Annotated in this window: 13 protein-coding genes, 2 tRNA genes, 1 pseudogene and 1 riboswitch; of the genes and pseudogenes, 5 read left to right on the forward strand and 11 right to left on the reverse strand. The window is 41.1% G+C overall.

The features are described from left to right. Positions 1-22: 22 nt before the first annotated feature. A pseudogene (locus AAC851_RS11200) lies at positions 23-328 on the reverse strand (winged helix-turn-helix domain-containing protein); the annotation flags it as partial. Between the two features lie 98 nt (positions 329-426). Here AAC851_RS11200 and AAC851_RS11205 point away from each other — a divergent pair. After that, positions 427-1,584 (forward strand): IS4 family transposase, encoded by a 1,158-nt coding sequence (locus AAC851_RS11205; RefSeq protein ID WP_008942576.1) that lies wholly within the window; start codon positions 427-429, stop codon positions 1,582-1,584. On the opposite strand, the gene AAC851_RS11210 is transcribed toward AAC851_RS11205, so the two are convergent. Beyond that, positions 1,487-2,551 carry a winged helix-turn-helix domain-containing protein gene (locus AAC851_RS11210; RefSeq protein WP_340600871.1) on the reverse strand — a complete coding sequence of 355 codons (1,065 nt, stop codon included), beginning with the start codon at positions 2,549-2,551 and terminating at the stop codon, positions 1,487-1,489. The genes AAC851_RS11205 and AAC851_RS11210 overlap by 98 nt on opposite strands. Positions 2,552-2,787: 236 nt before the next feature. On the opposite strand from AAC851_RS11210, the gene AAC851_RS11215 reads away from it, so the two are divergent. After that, entirely contained in the window at positions 2,788-3,453 is a 666-nt protein-coding gene (locus AAC851_RS11215; protein ID WP_125501124.1) for a hypothetical protein, read from the forward strand. Between the two features lie 49 nt (positions 3,454-3,502). Here the strand turns inward: AAC851_RS11215 and AAC851_RS11220 are convergent, their stop codons facing one another. Next, complete coding sequence (locus tag AAC851_RS11220) at positions 3,503-3,835, reverse strand: HopJ type III effector protein (protein WP_004637761.1); 333 nt, start codon at positions 3,833-3,835, stop codon at positions 3,503-3,505. Between the two features lie 118 nt (positions 3,836-3,953). Beyond that, positions 3,954-4,020, forward strand: a riboswitch (Fluoride riboswitch). Between the two features lie 132 nt (positions 4,021-4,152). On the opposite strand from AAC851_RS11220, the gene crcB reads away from it, so the two are divergent. Then, entirely contained in the window at positions 4,153-4,533 is a 381-nt protein-coding gene (gene crcB / locus AAC851_RS11225) for a fluoride efflux transporter CrcB (RefSeq protein ID WP_161421504.1), read from the forward strand. Positions 4,534-4,551: 18 nt separating this feature from the next. Continuing rightward, the gene (locus AAC851_RS11230) at positions 4,552-4,881 is read left to right on the forward strand and encodes a DUF190 domain-containing protein (RefSeq protein WP_004637763.1); all 330 of its coding nucleotides are present in this window, start codon (positions 4,552-4,554) and stop codon (positions 4,879-4,881) included. Between the two features lie 106 nt (positions 4,882-4,987). On the opposite strand, the gene AAC851_RS11235 is transcribed toward AAC851_RS11230, so the two are convergent. The 4 genes from AAC851_RS11235 to AAC851_RS11250 form a co-directional block, all read right to left on the reverse strand. Beyond that, positions 4,988-5,242 carry a type B 50S ribosomal protein L31 gene (locus AAC851_RS11235; protein ID WP_005083719.1) on the reverse strand — a complete coding sequence of 85 codons (255 nt, stop codon included), beginning with the start codon at positions 5,240-5,242 and terminating at the stop codon, positions 4,988-4,990. Positions 5,243-5,333: 91 nt separating this feature from the next. Beyond that, complete coding sequence (locus AAC851_RS11240; RefSeq protein ID WP_161420399.1) at positions 5,334-6,629, reverse strand: ABC1 kinase family protein; 1,296 nt, start codon at positions 6,627-6,629, stop codon at positions 5,334-5,336. Between the two features lie 136 nt (positions 6,630-6,765). Then, on the reverse strand, positions 6,766-8,064 hold the full coding sequence (locus AAC851_RS11245) for an MATE family efflux transporter (RefSeq protein WP_161421508.1): 1,299 nt from the start codon (positions 8,062-8,064) through the stop codon (positions 6,766-6,768). 70 nt (positions 8,065-8,134) lie between these two features. Then, positions 8,135-8,596 (reverse strand): DMT family transporter, encoded by a 462-nt coding sequence (locus AAC851_RS11250; RefSeq protein WP_004637767.1) that lies wholly within the window; start codon positions 8,594-8,596, stop codon positions 8,135-8,137. Between the two features lie 140 nt (positions 8,597-8,736). On the opposite strand from AAC851_RS11250, the gene hemW reads away from it, so the two are divergent. Further along, entirely contained in the window at positions 8,737-9,891 is a 1,155-nt protein-coding gene (hemW, locus tag AAC851_RS11255) for a radical SAM family heme chaperone HemW (RefSeq protein ID WP_125501120.1), read from the forward strand. A 126-nt stretch (positions 9,892-10,017) separates the two neighbouring features. On the opposite strand, the gene AAC851_RS11260 is transcribed toward hemW, so the two are convergent. The 4 genes from AAC851_RS11260 to AAC851_RS11275 all read right to left on the reverse strand — a co-directional run bounded on the left by AAC851_RS11260 (position 10,018) and on the right by AAC851_RS11275 (position 15,919). Next, a tRNA-Lys gene (locus AAC851_RS11260) sits at positions 10,018-10,093 on the reverse strand. Positions 10,094-10,209: 116 nt separating this feature from the next. Then, positions 10,210-10,285: transfer RNA gene (locus tag AAC851_RS11265), tRNA-Lys, on the reverse strand. A gap of 231 nt (positions 10,286-10,516) precedes the next feature. Continuing rightward, a complete protein-coding gene (locus tag AAC851_RS11270) occupies positions 10,517-12,358 on the reverse strand; it encodes a long-chain-acyl-CoA synthetase (protein WP_340600872.1) in 1,842 nt (613 codons plus the stop codon). Between the two features lie 189 nt (positions 12,359-12,547). Next, entirely contained in the window at positions 12,548-15,919 is a 3,372-nt protein-coding gene (locus tag AAC851_RS11275) for an Rne/Rng family ribonuclease (protein ID WP_340600873.1), read from the reverse strand. Positions 15,920-16,164 lie beyond the last annotated feature (245 nt).

Here is a 16,164-nt window from a genome sequence, read left to right on the forward strand (position 1 = left end):
ACAATAGGAGGTAAAATACCTCCTATTTTGTGATGGGTAGTTCATCCTTAAGCTGTGTTTCATTCCAGTGATGGTTGATAAATTCGTGAATTGTATTTGATTGTTCGGGTGGACTAATACGTGAAATGATAATGAATTGACAGTGATTAAAGTGTACAAATCGGTGTAGTGTTTTTAGAAATGGTGTTAGCCATGAGCTAAGATCAATTTCTGTATTTTCAATATGTAGGTGCACTAATTCAAATACACCACTTTTACGATGAGCTTTGCAATCAACTCTACCAACAAAAACATCACCAAACAAAATGGGTAAACAGAAGTATCCATATCACTGCTGTCCCATAGTTTTGTTTAAATAAAAAACCTGAGTCCAAAATAGTTAAAATATAAGTGCGAACAAACACTTTAACTACAAGGACTCAGGTTTTGTCACATCAGAATACCGTATTTCATCAATTACTTAAACCTATTTCACGATGTGATTTTGAACGTCTTGCCAAGCAGCATCATTGTGGACAAAAATTAAGATCAGCCACACGCTGGGATCAGTTTATTGCCATATTGATGTCCCAGCTGTCCTGTCGGCAAAGCTTAAGAGATATTCAATCCAATCTCGAATCACAGCAGGAAAAGCTCTATCACCTCGGTGCTAAGACTATTGCACGAAGCACCTTGGCAAGAATCAATCAAGAACAACCTGCCAGCCTATATCAGCAATTATTTACTCAGTTACTTCGGCATTGTGAAAACACAAAGATTGCACATAAATTTCGATTTAAGAATCCGCTGTATTCACTTGATGCAAGCCACATTGATCTTTCACTGTCCTTATGCGAATGGGCAAAAGTACATGAATCCAAAGCGAGCATTAAACTGACAGTTGGATTAAATCACAGCAATACGATTCCTGAATTTGTTGCACTCGGAGATGGTATTGAAAATGATATGGTGCAAGGCAGATTACTCAAATTTCCACCTGGAAGTATCGTAGTTTTTGACAAGGGGTATGTTGATTATCAGTGGTTTGCAGAGATGACTGACCGAAAAGTCAGCTTTGTGACACGGCTAAGACCGAAGACGGTTTATGAAGTAAAGTCAAAACGTGAAGTATACGCTTGCAAAGGAATTCTTGCGGATGAATATATTGAGTTGAGCAGTGATTATGCTAAAAAGCGTGGTGCACCGAAGCGATTAAGACGAATAGAATTTTATGATGTTGAAAAGAAAAGGACATTTGAATTTCTAAGTAACAACTTTCATCTAGCTGCATCGACTATTGCAGCAATTTACAAAGATCGTTGGAAAGTAGAATTATTTTTCAAAGCGATTAAACAGAATTTAAAATTGAAATCATTTCTAGGTCGAAGCCGAAATGCCATACAAACTCAAATATGGATTGCATTAATTGCCTATTTATTAGTGAGTTTTGCAAAACATATGGCTCATGAGGGATGGACTGTCCAGAGATTATTAAGAATTATTCAGGTCAATTTATTTGAAAGAAAACTTCTAAAGGCATTATTTTTACCCGATAAGAAGTGGCGAAAACAAGAAGAACCTCAATTGAGGTTCTTCTTGGAATAATTGTGGGACAGCAGTGGTATCCATATTTTCTTTTTAGTTCAGGGGTGTAACATTCAAGACGGAAGTCAAACTCGAAACAGGCTTTTATGCGTTCTCGATGGATGATTGAATTATCAAAAGGGGAGAGTAAGTGAAGGTTGCTATGATCGGTGTTATACGTTTTTTCAAGTAAATCGGTGCGCACATAGATTGTTTGTATTTCATTTCCTTCAAACTTTTGGATGATTTTATCCTCAAGCATTTGACTTAGAATTTTTTCAACATTTTGACGTAATATTTGTCCCTTTTTTAAATGTGTGATTTGCTTGATGGTGGTAAAGCCGTACGCTCTAAGATAAGTCTTGACGAGATATTCTGCGTATTCTAATGCGGTTGGTGGTGTTGTATTGATCGTGCTGGGCAGCACCCTTTCACTAAGATCATAAACTTTTTCTATACCATTTCGAGCGCTAATCATGAGATCCCCTTGCATAAAAAGCTGCTCAAGCGCGATTTTTGTTGGTTTCCAATTCCACCAACTACTATTACTTTTACTTAAGCTTTCAAAATCTCTAGCTTTTTGTGGTCCCTCAATACGGATTTTGTCGTACACATTGTGCATGATTTGAGAATCAGCTTTAAAATAACGAGATTCACCATTTTTAATGCTCAGCATTTGCGGTAAAGCATAACGAAAATCTTGCATGGGCAAATACGACGCAGCATGAAACCAATATTCAAATATCTGACGTTCTGCGACTAATTGATCAAGAAGTTTGGGCTGATAATCTGGGATTCGTGTCCAAAAAGTATGGTGATGTGCTCGAGAAACTACCGATAAAGTATCAATTTGTACATAGCCAAGCTGTTGTATGGCCGCAAGAACAGCCACTTTTCCTGAGCCAAAAGGTTTTTTGTGATTCAGACCTTGCGCTTCTAAAGTAATTAGTCGTAGTTTTTTTAATAGATCAGCTTGGTTAATCGTCATGATTTCCCTCAGGTATTTTTATTCAAACATTTGTTATTTCGCTGAATATTACATTTCTAAATTTCACACCTTCAGAAATCATTCAGGCGAAACTAAAAAAGTATTTCACGATGAGATGTGCGGTTGGTAAAGGCGTGCATTATTTTATCAAGTGATAAAGTGAAACTTCTTTTTCTACGCGGTATTGGCTATTATTAGAACATAAAATATTTTAAATCAAATTATTAAGAGTATTTATGAATACTGAATTATCTTTAGAGAAACAAGAGCAAAAAGAAATTTTACCATTTTCGCCCAAAAACTTATGGATGCTGTTCTTCCAACCGAAGACATTTTTTTCTTTGCCAGCAATCTATCATCATCGCAGTATTATGATAGCTGCCTATTTAATAGGTGTGTTTTCTGTCATGGATCGAGTCGATCAAAAGTTGCTTCAAGCAGAATTTGGAAATCGCACCTCGTTAATGCTTGATATTACAGATGCTTGGTGGAGTTATTGGTTATTCGTTTTAGGGCTGGGGACGATTTCTGCTGTAATTGTTTGGTTGATACACGGTTGGTGGTATAAAAAGCGTTTACAGTTTTCAGGCGCCAAAGACGCAGACCCACAACTGGCCCGACATATTTGGGCTTTACAATCTTTGGTTGCAGCTTTGCCTGTTATGATTGTCGTAATATTACAGACATTGATGTATAGCAGTTATCTTGATGCCTATCAAAACTCATCAATTTTGAACTTGGTGGTAATTCCTTTTATATTTTGGTCATGTTGGGTGAGCTATCGAGCAGCAACCTCAGTGTTTAATACCAACGGATGGGCGAAGTTTTGGTTTCTGGTATTTCCGATCACGTTTTATGTGCTAGCAATGGGGCTTTTGACCGCTTTAATGGCAAATGCGTGATCGGTATAGGATAGCAAGCAGGAAGGTTTCCCTTCCTGTCTTTTCAATATCAACGGGCAGTTAGTGCCTCACTTTCAAATTTCACACCATCCCAACCATTTTGCATAAATTGACGAATGTTTTGGTGGTCCGTTCCTTCTGGTGTTGCAAGCACAGAAGCATAATGCTCAGCAAATAAACTTAAGGTATCTTCAGCATTTAAGCCTTCAATTTTGGCGAAAGAGAAAACTTTGGCACTGCCTTGATTTTCCGTTGCAGCATTAAATTGTGCACCATTTTGAAAAGCAGTTGGGGTGTGTTGATAGCGTGCTTCAATAAATGCCAACACATCTGCAAATTTTGCTGAGCCATCTTTTAATTGTGCGAGTAAGCTTTGTGCCATGAGGACTTTCCATTGTTATTTCGTCAGCGGACAATCATAACATGATGTATCTGTGGATAACTTTGCCTTTATACACAGATTCAAAGATTCATTGAGTTGTTTAAAAATTATGTTATTTTAGGGCAAAGGAGATGGCATTCCTCCTGTAACAAACCGCCATTGTGGCTAATGATGCCTACGTTACTCTAAACAGGGGCGTAGGATCGTGCGTGCTCTGTTCTTTATTTAGAGGGCTCGCAGATGCATACTATCGATAAAAAAATTGATCACACCATGTCTTATCTTTGTTGTACTCCACATTTGGTTTTGGAGTAATTATGTATTATTCCTTGATTTCAATTGCATTAGGTTCTGTGCTCGGCGCATGGTTACGTTGGTTTATTGGCTTAAAACTCAATCCAATTTTTCCGCATATTCCACTCGGGACCGTAAGTGTTAATTTGGTTGGTGGCTTTATTATTGGTTTTGCGATTTCATATTTTTCGCAAAGTGCTTTAAGTCCAAATTATAAACTATTTGTGATTACTGGATTTTGTGGGGCACTCACCACCTTCTCAACCTTTTCCGCTGAGATTATTACGCTGTTGCAAAGTGGTAAATTGGAATACGCAGCACTAACCATTTTGATCCATGTATTGGGATCATTGTTGTTTACGATTTTGGGTATGAGTCTACATCAATGGTTGAATGCTGCTTAGTTTGGGAGGGTTAGATCGATGAATGGATTTTTAATTAGCTTTTATACTGCGCAAAGTCGTCAGTATGATGGACAATCAATCGTTGACTGGTTGCTAGCGATTGCAAAGCAAATGGATCTACGTGGTGCGACAGTGATGAATGCCAGTCAAGGGTTGGATCATAGAGGGCAGTTTCATTCAGCGGGGTTCTTTGAGTTGGCAGATCAGCCCGTACAGATCCAGTTTGCAGTCACTGAACAACAGGCCACAGCCTTACTTGACTATCTCAAGACTCAAGATATTTCATTATTCTATGTCAAAAGCCCAATTGAATTTGGCTTTATTGGCACTGCTTCTGCTTCGGATTAAACAATAATAATAAGTTTCAGACATAAAAAAAGAAGCCTAAGAGGAGGAGATTAGAGCCTTAGACTTCGAATTTTTTTTACTTTAATTGCTCAACCTTAAAATAAGATTAAGCCTTACGACTAAAACGACCAAAACGTTTGTTAAAGCTTGCAACACGGCCTTCATTACTCGCCTGACGTTGCTCACCTGTATAAAACGGATGTGAAGCACTTGAAATATCAAGCGTCACATAAGGGTAAACTTGACCTTGATATTCTTTGGTCTGTTTGGTTTGAATGGTGCTACCAATCAAGAAATACGCATCTGCATTGGTATCATGAAAAAGTACTTTTTGATAAACAGGGTGAATATCTTTACGCATATTGAATACTCCTACGAATTATTGAAATGTTATAACATAACTTAAATTCCGTCAATCAGAGTACGCTGTGTGTTGAGTTGTCAAAGCCTTTTCACGGCATGGGCACTAACTCTTCAAATAGATCATTTAGATTGTCATGTACCTTGAGATGAATAAGATTCCAGTAGTGACCAGAAATGGTACGGTTGACCATTAAGGTATCTGGCGATGGTTTAAAGACATCCCAATATTTCAATGATTTTTTAACCAGACGCATCCCATCATGATGTGAGGAGTTTTCTTCAAAGTCATAGTGCGTACTTAAAGGACGAAGCAGAATTTCGATCCATTGCAGATACAACTCACTTGGGAATTTCTGTTTTTCTGCAATTGAATGGAGTTCGACCAATAAATCTTCAACTTGATCAATGTCTTCTTGGCGAGCAGCATTCACCAGTGCTTTAAAGTGCTGAATAATTTCAGGTGAAAGGGTTTTGACGCTACCGTAATCGTAGATGATGACACTTCCATCTTCACGGAAGGCAAAATTTCCAGGATGCGGATCGCAGTGGAAACGTTTCAAGAAGAACATTTCCTGCCCTAAAGCACGAATCAAGCGACGACCGATCTGATTGCGGATATCAACTGACCAGGTACTTGCCGTTTCAATCGATTCACCTTGTTCAAGACTTAAGGTCAATACGCGCCGTGAAGAGTATTCTTTATATACTGTTGGGATAATGATTTGGTCATCCAATTTTTCATGGAAGGTTTTAAAAACTTCGAGATTCTGTGCCTCGATTTCATAGTTTAATTCTGCTGATAAACTGTCTTGGATCTCTTGGAATAATTGGTCTTGTAGTTTTTTGTCAATTTTGAGGACACCCATGAGACGTAAGGCAAGACGGACTTGTTTAAGATCACTCTCACATGCGTCATCCACTCCAGGGTACTGAACTTTGACTACCACAGCTTGACCATTTGGAAGTACTGCACGGTGAACCTGTCCAATTGAGGCTGCTGCAAAAGGTTCTGCTTCAAATGAGCTAAAAATTTGATTTAAAGGCTTGCCGAGTTCTTTTTCAACTTGTTGTTGAATGGAGGAGAAGGGCATTGCGGGTGCTTGGCGTTGTAACTTGGCAATCGCTTTTGCAACTTCAGGCGGGAAAATGTCTTTGTATTGTGAGGCGATTTGCCCAACCTTCATGACTGCGCCTTTCATTTCTCCTAGTGTGTCAGCGATTTGCAAGCCAATGTCTTGGAACAGTTGGCTACGTGCTGCATTTTTTTGCTCTTCGTCAGCAGTGAAGTTGCGAATGGAGTTTGCTACACTTTTACTGGCAATGCTTGCGGTCATGCCAGCCAGTTTTAAAAAACGTTTACTGGGTGAGCTTGCATGTTTTGCCATTTTGCTTGACCTCGGGTGATCCGCTGTTATCGTGATACTTTGATCATAGGCGACAAAGCTTAAATTGCCTATAACAAAATGTTAAGTCCTGTAAGTATTAAACCTTGCTGCCTTCATGATCATCATGAAACGTAATTTATGTGGTCTCTGCTAAACGTTTATTATTTAAGTATAAGCGCCCAATCAAGAGTACACAGGCAATGCTTAAACCAATAATCAAACCGAGCCAAACGCCTGCGACGCCCCAAATGGTATAACGTGCTAAATATAAGCCAATCGGAAAAGCAATGACCCAATAAGCCATGAGGGTAATCCACATCGGTGCTTGGGTGTCTTGCATGCCACGTAGACAACCTGCCGCACCGACTTGCCAAGCATCCATGAGCTGATAAGCCATCGCAAACCAGAGTAAATACATGGCTACAGGAATGACATGAGGGTCTGTTGTATAGATCGCAACGATATATGGACGTGCAACTGCAATCAACAGCATGGTACAGATTGCAAAGAAAGTCGCACTCATTAGTCCGATTTTCTGAACTTGACGCATGGCATGCCAGTTTTTCTCTCCATAGTACATTCCAACACGAATCGTAAGTGCAATCGCGAGAGATAACGGAATCATAAATAAGACAGAGGTTACAGAGATTGCAATTTGATGTGCAGCAATCGCATTTTCCCCTAATGGACTTAATACCAATGCACCTGTGCTGAAGATACTCACCTCAAAGAAAATCGCCAAACCAATCGGCAGACCTAGCATCAAGATGCGCTTTGCCCACATTGGGTCAAGTTTTTCCCATGTCGTGAAGATCGGAGTTTTTTGATAGGCTTTGGCTTTAGAAATATAAATGGCCAAGGTGATAAACATCAACCATTGTAGAATTGCTGTTGCGAAACCACAGCCTGCACTCCCTAAAGCAGGAATCGGCCCAAAACCATACATGAAAATTAGGTTCAGTGGGATCAGTATCACAAGCGCGGCTAAACTAATGACGGTGACTGGACGAGGATGCCCCAATGCCTCTGAGTAACTGCGTAATGCGGCATACATCATCACTGCAGGCATCCCAAAACCAATTGCATGCAAGAATAAGCTTGCCTTGGGCAATAAGCTTTCAGGTACGCCAAACAATGGCAATAATAGTGGCATCGCTTGCAAAATGAGCATAGCGATTACACCGAGAATGGCAGCAACCCACAATGATTGGCGTGCAATGGTGGGAATCTTCTCGGGTGTCTTGGCACCTCGTGCTTCGGCAACGAGAGGTGTCGTTGCAATCATAATGCCTGCAAAGAGCAGCATAATGGGCATCCACAATCCAACCCCAACGGCAATTGCCGCAAGATCACCTGCGGATAGATGCCCCGCCATAATGGTATCAATCAAACCAAAACCAGCTTGAGCAAATTGGGTGATCAAAATAGGGAGCATTAAATGAGACAGTTGTTTGAGTTCAAACCGTGTGTTGGTAACGTGAGCCACTAAATATACTCTTCAAAAATTAACGCTGTAGTGTGAGTAAAACACCAATAAAAATGACAATACTGCCGAGTAGGCGTTGCCAATTTACGGGGATTTTTTCTGTGCCTAACCAACCAAAATGATCTAATAAAATTGAGATGGTGAGCTGGCCAAAAATCACAAGGCCCGAAAAAGTCAGAAATCCGAGTTTAGGCGCAGTATAGATACTCATACTGATGGCATAAACCCCAAGAAAGCCGCCAATCCATAGAAACCATGGAATTTGTGAAAGTTCACCTAAACTAGGTTTGGCTGTGCTTTGAAAGTAAACCAATAACGCCAAGATAATCGTACCGACTAAAAAAGACAGAAAGGCTGCCTGTAATGGAGAGTGAAGATGCTCTCTGAGTTGAGCATTAATTGCAGTTTGAAATGCCATTGCCACGCCAACGCCGAGCGCTAGGGGAAGCATCAGAAGCAATTGGCTTGAAATTTTCATCATATGATTTGGTCTAATTGTTCTTTATTTTTACAGTCTAACTGAATCCAAGCATGATGATAAGCAATAGCATTGTTGCAACATGCAACCGACTTAAAGGGAGTCATGATAAAATAGAGTGGTTCTTTTATTGAGCCGCTATTTTGAGTCCGTTAAATCCAGCAAATATTCCTTTATCCCTATATATTCACATGCCTTGGTGTGTGCGTAAATGTCCTTACTGTGATTTTAATTCACATGCTGTTCCTGATGGGCATTTGTCTATGGATTTGGAACAGCAATATCTTGCAGCCTTAGTGGCTGATTTTGAGACGCAAATTGAAATGGCACAAGGGCGATCAATTCATAGCGTGTTTATAGGTGGGGGAACGCCATCGCTGATTTCTGCTCAAGGTTATCAGTGGTTATTTGAACAACTGAAAGCACGGTTGAGTTTTGAAGCTGATTGTGAAATTACCCTCGAAGCCAATCCCGGTACGGTTGAGCATGATCCATTTGCAGATTATCTTGCGGTTGGTATTAATCGGTTATCGCTTGGTGTGCAAAGTTTCGATACAGAGCATTTGCAGCATTTGGGACGTATTCATACCGCCAGCAATGCACTGGATGCGATTCAACAAGCACGTCAAGCAGGTTTCGAGCGTGTGAATGTCGATTTGATGCATGGTTTACCTCAGCAAACAGAGCAACAGGCATTAACTGATCTAAAATTGGCTGTAGAGCATGGTGCGACGCATATTAGCTGGTATCAATTGACTATTGAGCCGAATACGGTTTTCTTTAGAACTCAGCCTGTGTTGCCACAAGACGAAGTCTTAGAACACATCCAAGCGGAGGGTGAGGCATACTTAAAAGCCAATGGCTATGTAAATTATGAAGTTTCCGCATGGCGAAAGGAAAAGCCATCAGCACATAATTTGAATTATTGGCAATTTGGCGATTACCTCGCGATTGGAGCCGGCGCACATGGAAAGGTGACACGTCCTGAAGGTGTCTATCGGTTTCAGAAAACTCGTTTACCGAAAGATTATTTAGCTAAAGTTCCTGCTGAACATGTGCAAATGAAGCGTATTGAAGCAGATGAGTTAGCATTTGAATTTATGATGAATGCTCTACGTCTCAATGATGGTGTTGAAGCGACTTTATATGAACAACGTACTGGTTTAAGTTTGGCGGAGTTAGCGCCTATTTTGAACACATTACGCGAGAAGAAACTTTTGGTGGCTGATGCAGATCGTATTGCATGTACTGAGCAGGGGCATATCTTTTTGAACTCAGTATTAGAGGCATTTTTATAACTTGATCATCATTTACGTTGAGCAAGGATGCTTAAAGTAAGTTAAATATTATAGCTGTCATCTTTTGGAAAGATATTCCATACAAAATAAAAAACCTCATCATAAATGATGAGGTTTTTTAGAATCTGGTGGGTCGTCCGCGACTCGAACGCGGGACCAACGGATTAAAAGTCCGCTGCTCTACCAACTGAGCTAACGACCCTGAAATAATTTTAGAGTAACACTCTAAAATTGTTGCAAGACAAGCGAAGCGCGTAGTCTTACAAATCTTGATAACTTTCGGTTATCAATCCTTTTCAGGAGTATCAAAACTTAAAGTGGTGGGTCGTCCGCGACTCGAACGCGGGACCAACGGATTAAAAGTCCGCTGCTCTACCAACTGAGCTAACGACCCTGAGCGCGGAGAAGTAAAACAACGTTTTACCCGAGTGCAAGAGAAAATCTGTGATTTTCTTTAGCATTCATACTCGAACTGACTCAGAGAGAAGTAAAACTTCTAAACACTGTATCGTTTTGATGATGCGTATTCTAGCAACTTATTCAGCTAACACAAGAGGAAATTTAAAAACATGTGCATGATTGTTTATAAAAAGCACGATTTCCTCTTGTTTAGCTAAAAAATAAACTAGAAACGGTATTGATAACTTTGAATATTATCAAATATCTCAGTGTTTACATCACAATAGCTTGATGCACCAGGTAATAAAACCAGTAAACGTTCAGAAGTTTTGCTTGGATCAAATGAATCTTCTTTCAGCTTATTTTTCTGGTATTTAAATGTACCTGTAGTTTCAACTTTCTCTTGTACACGTAAGAACACTGGAATCGCATAAGATGGTAGGCATTTTTTAAATACATTGACCATTTCGCTAAGATCGGTTTCAGTGAGTTCCTGTCCATCAACTAAGGTGATCGCTGCCATACCAGCACGACCATTGGTATTTGGAATTTCTACACCGTATACGACAGCTTCAGCAATCTTGTCATATTCGCAAACCATGTTTTCGACTTGAGTTGTTGAAACGTTTTCACCTTTCCAACGGAAGGTGTCGCCAAGACGGTCCACGAATTGTGCATGGCGGAAACCGATATCACGAACTAAATCACCTGTGTTGAAGTATGAGTCGCCTTTTGTGAAGACATCTTTCAATATAACAGATTTGTTTTTTTCAGGATCAGTGTAGCCATCAAAAGGAGAGCGGCTGGTAATCTTACCTACCAGTAAGCCAACTTCACCTGTTTTTACTTTCTTGCAATAGCCTTTGCTATCACGTACCAGTTCATTTTTCTCTTTGTCATATTCAACGATTGCATATGGTGTTGGAGAAAAGCCAACGGTGTTGTCAAAGTTAAAGATATTACTAAAACCAACGTTACCTTCACTTGATGCATAAAGTTCAAGGACTTCTTGCACACCAAAGCGTTCTTTAAACTTGCCCCAAATATTTGGACGCATACCGTTACCAATCATTTTAGTGACACGATGTGCGCGATCAAGCTCAGTAACAGGTGCATCCATGAGGTAGCGACACAATTCACCAACATAGCCGATTGCTGATGCATTGAACTTTTGTACGTCTTTCCAGAATGCGCTGGTTGAGTATTTACGGCGTACCGCCAGTGTTGCGCTACCTGCAATCACACCACACCAACACACCACTACACCTGTGGCGTGGTAAAGCGGTAAAGTCACATACATGACATCATCTTTACCTAGATTGAGGATATGGCCATAGGTACCGTAAGCCAGTGTCCAGCGGCTATGTGTAAAGATCACAGCCTTTGGTAGACCTGTTGTACCCGAAGTATAAATGTAAAATAAACCATCTTTGCCTGTTACTGTACGTGTGGTCGATGGATTGAATTTTGGAAATTGATCAATTTGTTGAGCTAGATTGACGTAGTCCTGAGGCGCAGTCCCCGCATTCTTGCGTGTCTCTTGATCAGCAAACCAATGAAAACGGTCTGGCGCGACGGTTAAGTCTTGACGAATTTCATCAATTACAGCGCGAACTTCTTCACCGGCAATCACTGCAATTGGATTGACTAGATTAATACTATGCGCGAGTACTTTACCAATTTGTGAAGTATTAACGAGTGCAATGGTTACCCCAATTTTTGCCAAAGCAACAATCGTTGCAATAAGCTCAGGACGATTCTCAACCATTACCGCAATCACATCACCTTTTTTTGCGCCGATTGAAAGGTAGTAGTGCGCAATTTGGTTGGCCCATTCATTGAGTGCCTGATAGCTATAGCTTTGCTCTTCAAATAATAGTGCTGTGCCTTGAGGATTACGTTTTACAGCTTTTTCAAAAGCGATGCCTAAACCTGCTGGTGAAGTCGGAGTGCGTATATACGCCTGCTTAAGTCCATTGAGGATATGAGGTACTTTGGTGATGAAGTTCGGGAGTCGAGTCGCGACATCACTTAGGGTAATAATATCGGTTTGTGTAGTTTGGCTCATATCAATCCTATTTATTTTTTGATCAATCCAAAATGGCTATCTATTGGAACACAACCATTTACATCACTGTTGTTGATGCTGTTTTTAATGGTAAGTTCCTAGAGCAATCAACCTAATTTTGACAAAATAACAAAAAAGCCCAGTCATCGAAATGACTAGGCTTTTGTTTATTGTGCGCAATTTAGCAAATTATTCATTGCCAGGCGTACTTTTCTTCGGCGGACGTCCACGCGGGCGGCGCGGGCGACTTGATTTTTCTTTTTCAATTTTAGCAGCTTCGTCTTCCTCAGCTTCAGTTGCTTCCGTTTTTTCTACAGCTTCAGCTTTTTCAGTCACTTTTTCTGCTTTGGTTGCTTTTTCTACAACCTCTTTCGCAGGCTTAGGCGCTGGTTGTTGAGGTTCTGGTTGCGTTTCTTCAACAACGGCTGTAACTGTTTCTGTTTCAGCGGCTTCTACTGCTGTAGCTGCAAGTTCCAAAGGTTGTTGCTCTGGTACTGGTGTTGCCTCTACTGAAGGTTCTTCAAGAGGTGCGGTTTCTTTCACCTCTTCAGCAGCGACTTCAGTGTTCTCTACAACAGCAGGTGTGGCATTTGAAGCAAGATGTGCTTCTTTTGCTTGTTCTGCAGCAAGTTTTGCTAAACGGCGACGCTCACGAGGATCGTTTGCGACACGAGCAGCGGATGCTTTAGGCGGTGTTAGGTCTAACACTGGCGCAGGTTCTGCTTCTTCCATTGCCTTTTGAGTTGGAAGTTCTGCATCTCGTGTTACAGGACGCTTTTCTTCAACAACTGTATTTTCCACAACAAGTGTGCTTGCATATTGTTCAGTGAACTTTTGCAAAGCACGATTGAACGTGGTGATTAAACCAAACTGCTCAATCAAGATTTTGCAATCTTCACCGTATACATGACGGATTAAGCTGCCAAGCGTGTATTGTCCCAATGTTGGGATTTGTGACGGCGCTATTTTAACGGAAGTTTCTTTAGCAACAGCTTGACCACCACGTTGGCGACGGCGTGAACGTGGATCATTGCTGGCACGTTTCGCTGGAGTTTGAGTTGCTTTAGTCTCAGCTTCTTGTTCAATAACTACTGGCTCGGCTTCGGCAGTTGGAGTCACCTCAGCTTTTTCCACAACAGCAGGTACAGCTTCAACTTTAGTTGCTGGTGTCGTTTTTTGTTGCGGATTCAGTGCAATAATTTCACTTTGTCCTTGATCGATATTCACGACCAATGCAGTATTCATCGGCTCAGTGCGAGGAGCATCGATCACATCTACTTTGACCTGTTGAGGGTTAACCGCAGTTTCAGTGACAACTGGTGCTTCATTTAAAACGCTTTGATCGCGGTGGCGATTTGGGCGATTTGGACGCTGTTGATTACGCTCACGGCGTGGAACAGGAGCAGACTCATTGCCTTGTGCAGCATCGTGATGCTGTTGCTGGTTTTGAGGCTCTTGTGTTTGCTGACGTTTTTGTTGACGTTTTAGCTCACGTTGCTCATGGCGTTGTTCTTGGCGCGATAGTTGTACAACTTCTTCATGCACTTGATTTTGTTGTTCATGGGCATGTGCATGTTGTTCACGTTGCTCTTTATGCTTGCGCTTCTTCTGGTTTTGATTTGGACGATGTGTTTTTTCGTCTTTTTCAAAGCTTTCGCGTGCTTCATGTTTCACAGGGTTTTGTGAAATATAGGCATTGTTCGTTGTTGACGCAGGTGCTGGTGTTTCAGTGACAACAGGGGTGTTGACTTGACCAAATTGACCGCGGCTGACCGCACCACCATTGACCAATTGCTCAATCGCTGCTGCCGCATTTTGTGCAGAACGAGATTGATCAATCGTCTGTGCTTGTTTTTGAACAAATAGATTTTCTAACCAAGCACAAGGACTTGCTGACTTCTGTGCAGGCACTTGTGCTTGCTTCGGTTGAGCAGCCTGTGGCTGAGCAGTTTTTTTCTGTGGAGCGGCAGTTTGAGCTTGTGCTGGAGCAGCATGAACGTGTTCTGCATCTTCTAAATGCCATTCAGATGACTCATAGCCCAGTTCTTTTTCACTTGAACGTGTTGCTTCGGTACGTTCATAGCTTGAAGGTGCAAAGCCTGCTGGATTGTATTGGATTTGGTAATGTGGTGTTTCTAAATGCGGATGAGGCAATACAGTGACACGTACATTTGAAGTTTGTTCAAGATAAACAAGACTATGACGTTTTTCATTCAATAAGAAGGCTGCGATTTCTACAGGAACTTCAACTTGAACTTCACCTTGGCGCTCACGTAATGCAATTTCCTCGACCTTACGCATGATCGATAGTGAAAGTGAACGTAAGTCACGTACCATACCTGTACCATGGCAACGAGGGCATACATAACCAGTTGCCTCTTCTAAGGAAGGGCGTAAGCGTTGACGACTCATTTCCATGAGGCCAAAACGTGACAGTTGACCAAACTGGATACGTGCGCGATCGCTTTGTGTTGCTTCACGAAGTTTCGCTTCAACCATGCGTTGATTACGGTCTTTGGTCATGTCGATGAAATCGATCACAACCAAGCCACCAATATCACGTAAACGAAGTTGGCGTGCAATTTCTTCAGCTGCTTCTAAATTGGTATTTAAAGCGGTTTCTTCAACATCATGACCACGTGTTGATTTCGCTGAGTTGATATCGATTGAAACCAATGCTTCAGTTTGGTCAATCACGATAGAACCACCAGACGGAAGTTTTACTTCACGTTCATAAGCGGTTTGGATTTGGCTTTCGATACCAAAATGAGCGAATAACGGTTCATTTAAAGTATAGGTTTTTAATTTGTCGAGTTGACGTGGCATTACTGCTTTAACAAAGTTATACGCTTCGTTATAAGCTTGTTCACTATCAATTAAAATTTCACCCACATCATCGCGTAAATAGTCACGAATCGCGCGCGTAACAACACCAGCTTCTTGATGAACGAGCATTGGAGAAGGGCCAGTGCTTGCAGAGCTTTGGATTTGTGCCCAAAGGTCAAGTAAGTGTTGTAGGTCGAGTTGTAATTCTTCTTGCGTACGCCCGATACCTGCAGTACGAACGATGACGCTCATGCCACGAGGGATGTTTAGTGTCGCTAAAATTTCTTTAAGCTCTTCACGGACTGAACCCGAAATTTGACGACTAATACCGCCACCTTTCGGATTGTTTGGCATAAGAACTAAATAACGACCAGCAAGTGAAATAAATGTCGAAAGCGCAGCACCTTTGTTGCCGCGCTCTTCTTTTTCAACTTGAACTAATAATTCAGTGCCTTCAGTAATGAGTTCACGAATATTAGAAGTTTGGCGAGGATCCGCTTTGAAATATGAGTTTGCGATTTCTCGCATAGACAAAAAGCCTTGACGCTGTGCGCCGTACTCAACAAAAACCGCCTCTAAAGATGGCTCAACGCGAGTGACATGGCCTTTATAGATATTTGATTTTTTTTGTTCACGAGTACGATTTTCTAAATCGAAATCGTAAAGACGATTACCAGTGATAAGTGCAACGCGGACTTCTTCTGCGTGGGTTGCATTAATCAACATACGTTTCATGGGTGTGACACCTAATAGTGATGCACACAAACAACTGGCCCAATATTTTTGAGCAAACATCAAATTGGCGCGATCAAGACTCAGAAGCAACTATATTTCGGATGCTCTGAAACCACTGACTGTAAATCCAGCTTGGGCTTTGATACGGTTGTTTCGATGTCAGCAATACTGCTTTAATCTTCGATCTATTGACATTTCATTCATGTCTTACATCTGTGAAATATCACTAGATCCGACATAATCAA

Source organism: Acinetobacter sp. HZNU-JH01 (genome assembly GCF_037996845.1).
Classification (GTDB): Bacteria; Pseudomonadota; Gammaproteobacteria; order Pseudomonadales; family Moraxellaceae; genus Acinetobacter; species Acinetobacter haemolyticus.

Excerpts from the sequence above, each read along its gene's own strand:
- AAC851_RS11210 (WP_340600871.1), bottom strand. The coding sequence starts at position 2,551 with ATGACGATTAACCAAGCTGATCTATTAAAAAAACTACGACTAATTACT.
- AAC851_RS11215 (WP_125501124.1), top strand. The coding sequence starts at position 2,788 with ATGAATACTGAATTATCTTTAGAGAAACAAGAGCAAAAAGAAATTTTA.
- AAC851_RS11220 (WP_004637761.1), bottom strand. The coding sequence starts at position 3,835 with ATGGCACAAAGCTTACTCGCACAATTAAAAGATGGCTCAGCAAAATTT.
- crcB (WP_161421504.1), top strand. The coding sequence starts at position 4,153 with ATGTATTATTCCTTGATTTCAATTGCATTAGGTTCTGTGCTCGGCGCA.
- AAC851_RS11230 (WP_004637763.1), top strand. The coding sequence starts at position 4,552 with ATGAATGGATTTTTAATTAGCTTTTATACTGCGCAAAGTCGTCAGTAT.
- AAC851_RS11235 (WP_005083719.1), bottom strand. The coding sequence starts at position 5,242 with ATGCGTAAAGATATTCACCCTGTTTATCAAAAAGTACTTTTTCATGAT.
- AAC851_RS11240 (WP_161420399.1), bottom strand. The coding sequence starts at position 6,629 with ATGGCAAAACATGCAAGCTCACCCAGTAAACGTTTTTTAAAACTGGCT.
- AAC851_RS11245 (WP_161421508.1), bottom strand. The coding sequence starts at position 8,064 with ATGCTCCCTATTTTGATCACCCAATTTGCTCAAGCTGGTTTTGGTTTG.
- AAC851_RS11250 (WP_004637767.1), bottom strand. The coding sequence starts at position 8,596 with ATGATGAAAATTTCAAGCCAATTGCTTCTGATGCTTCCCCTAGCGCTC.
- AAC851_RS11270 (WP_340600872.1), bottom strand. The coding sequence starts at position 12,358 with ATGAGCCAAACTACACAAACCGATATTATTACCCTAAGTGATGTCGCG.
- AAC851_RS11275 (WP_340600873.1), bottom strand. The coding sequence starts at position 15,919 with ATGAAACGTATGTTGATTAATGCAACCCACGCAGAAGAAGTCCGCGTT.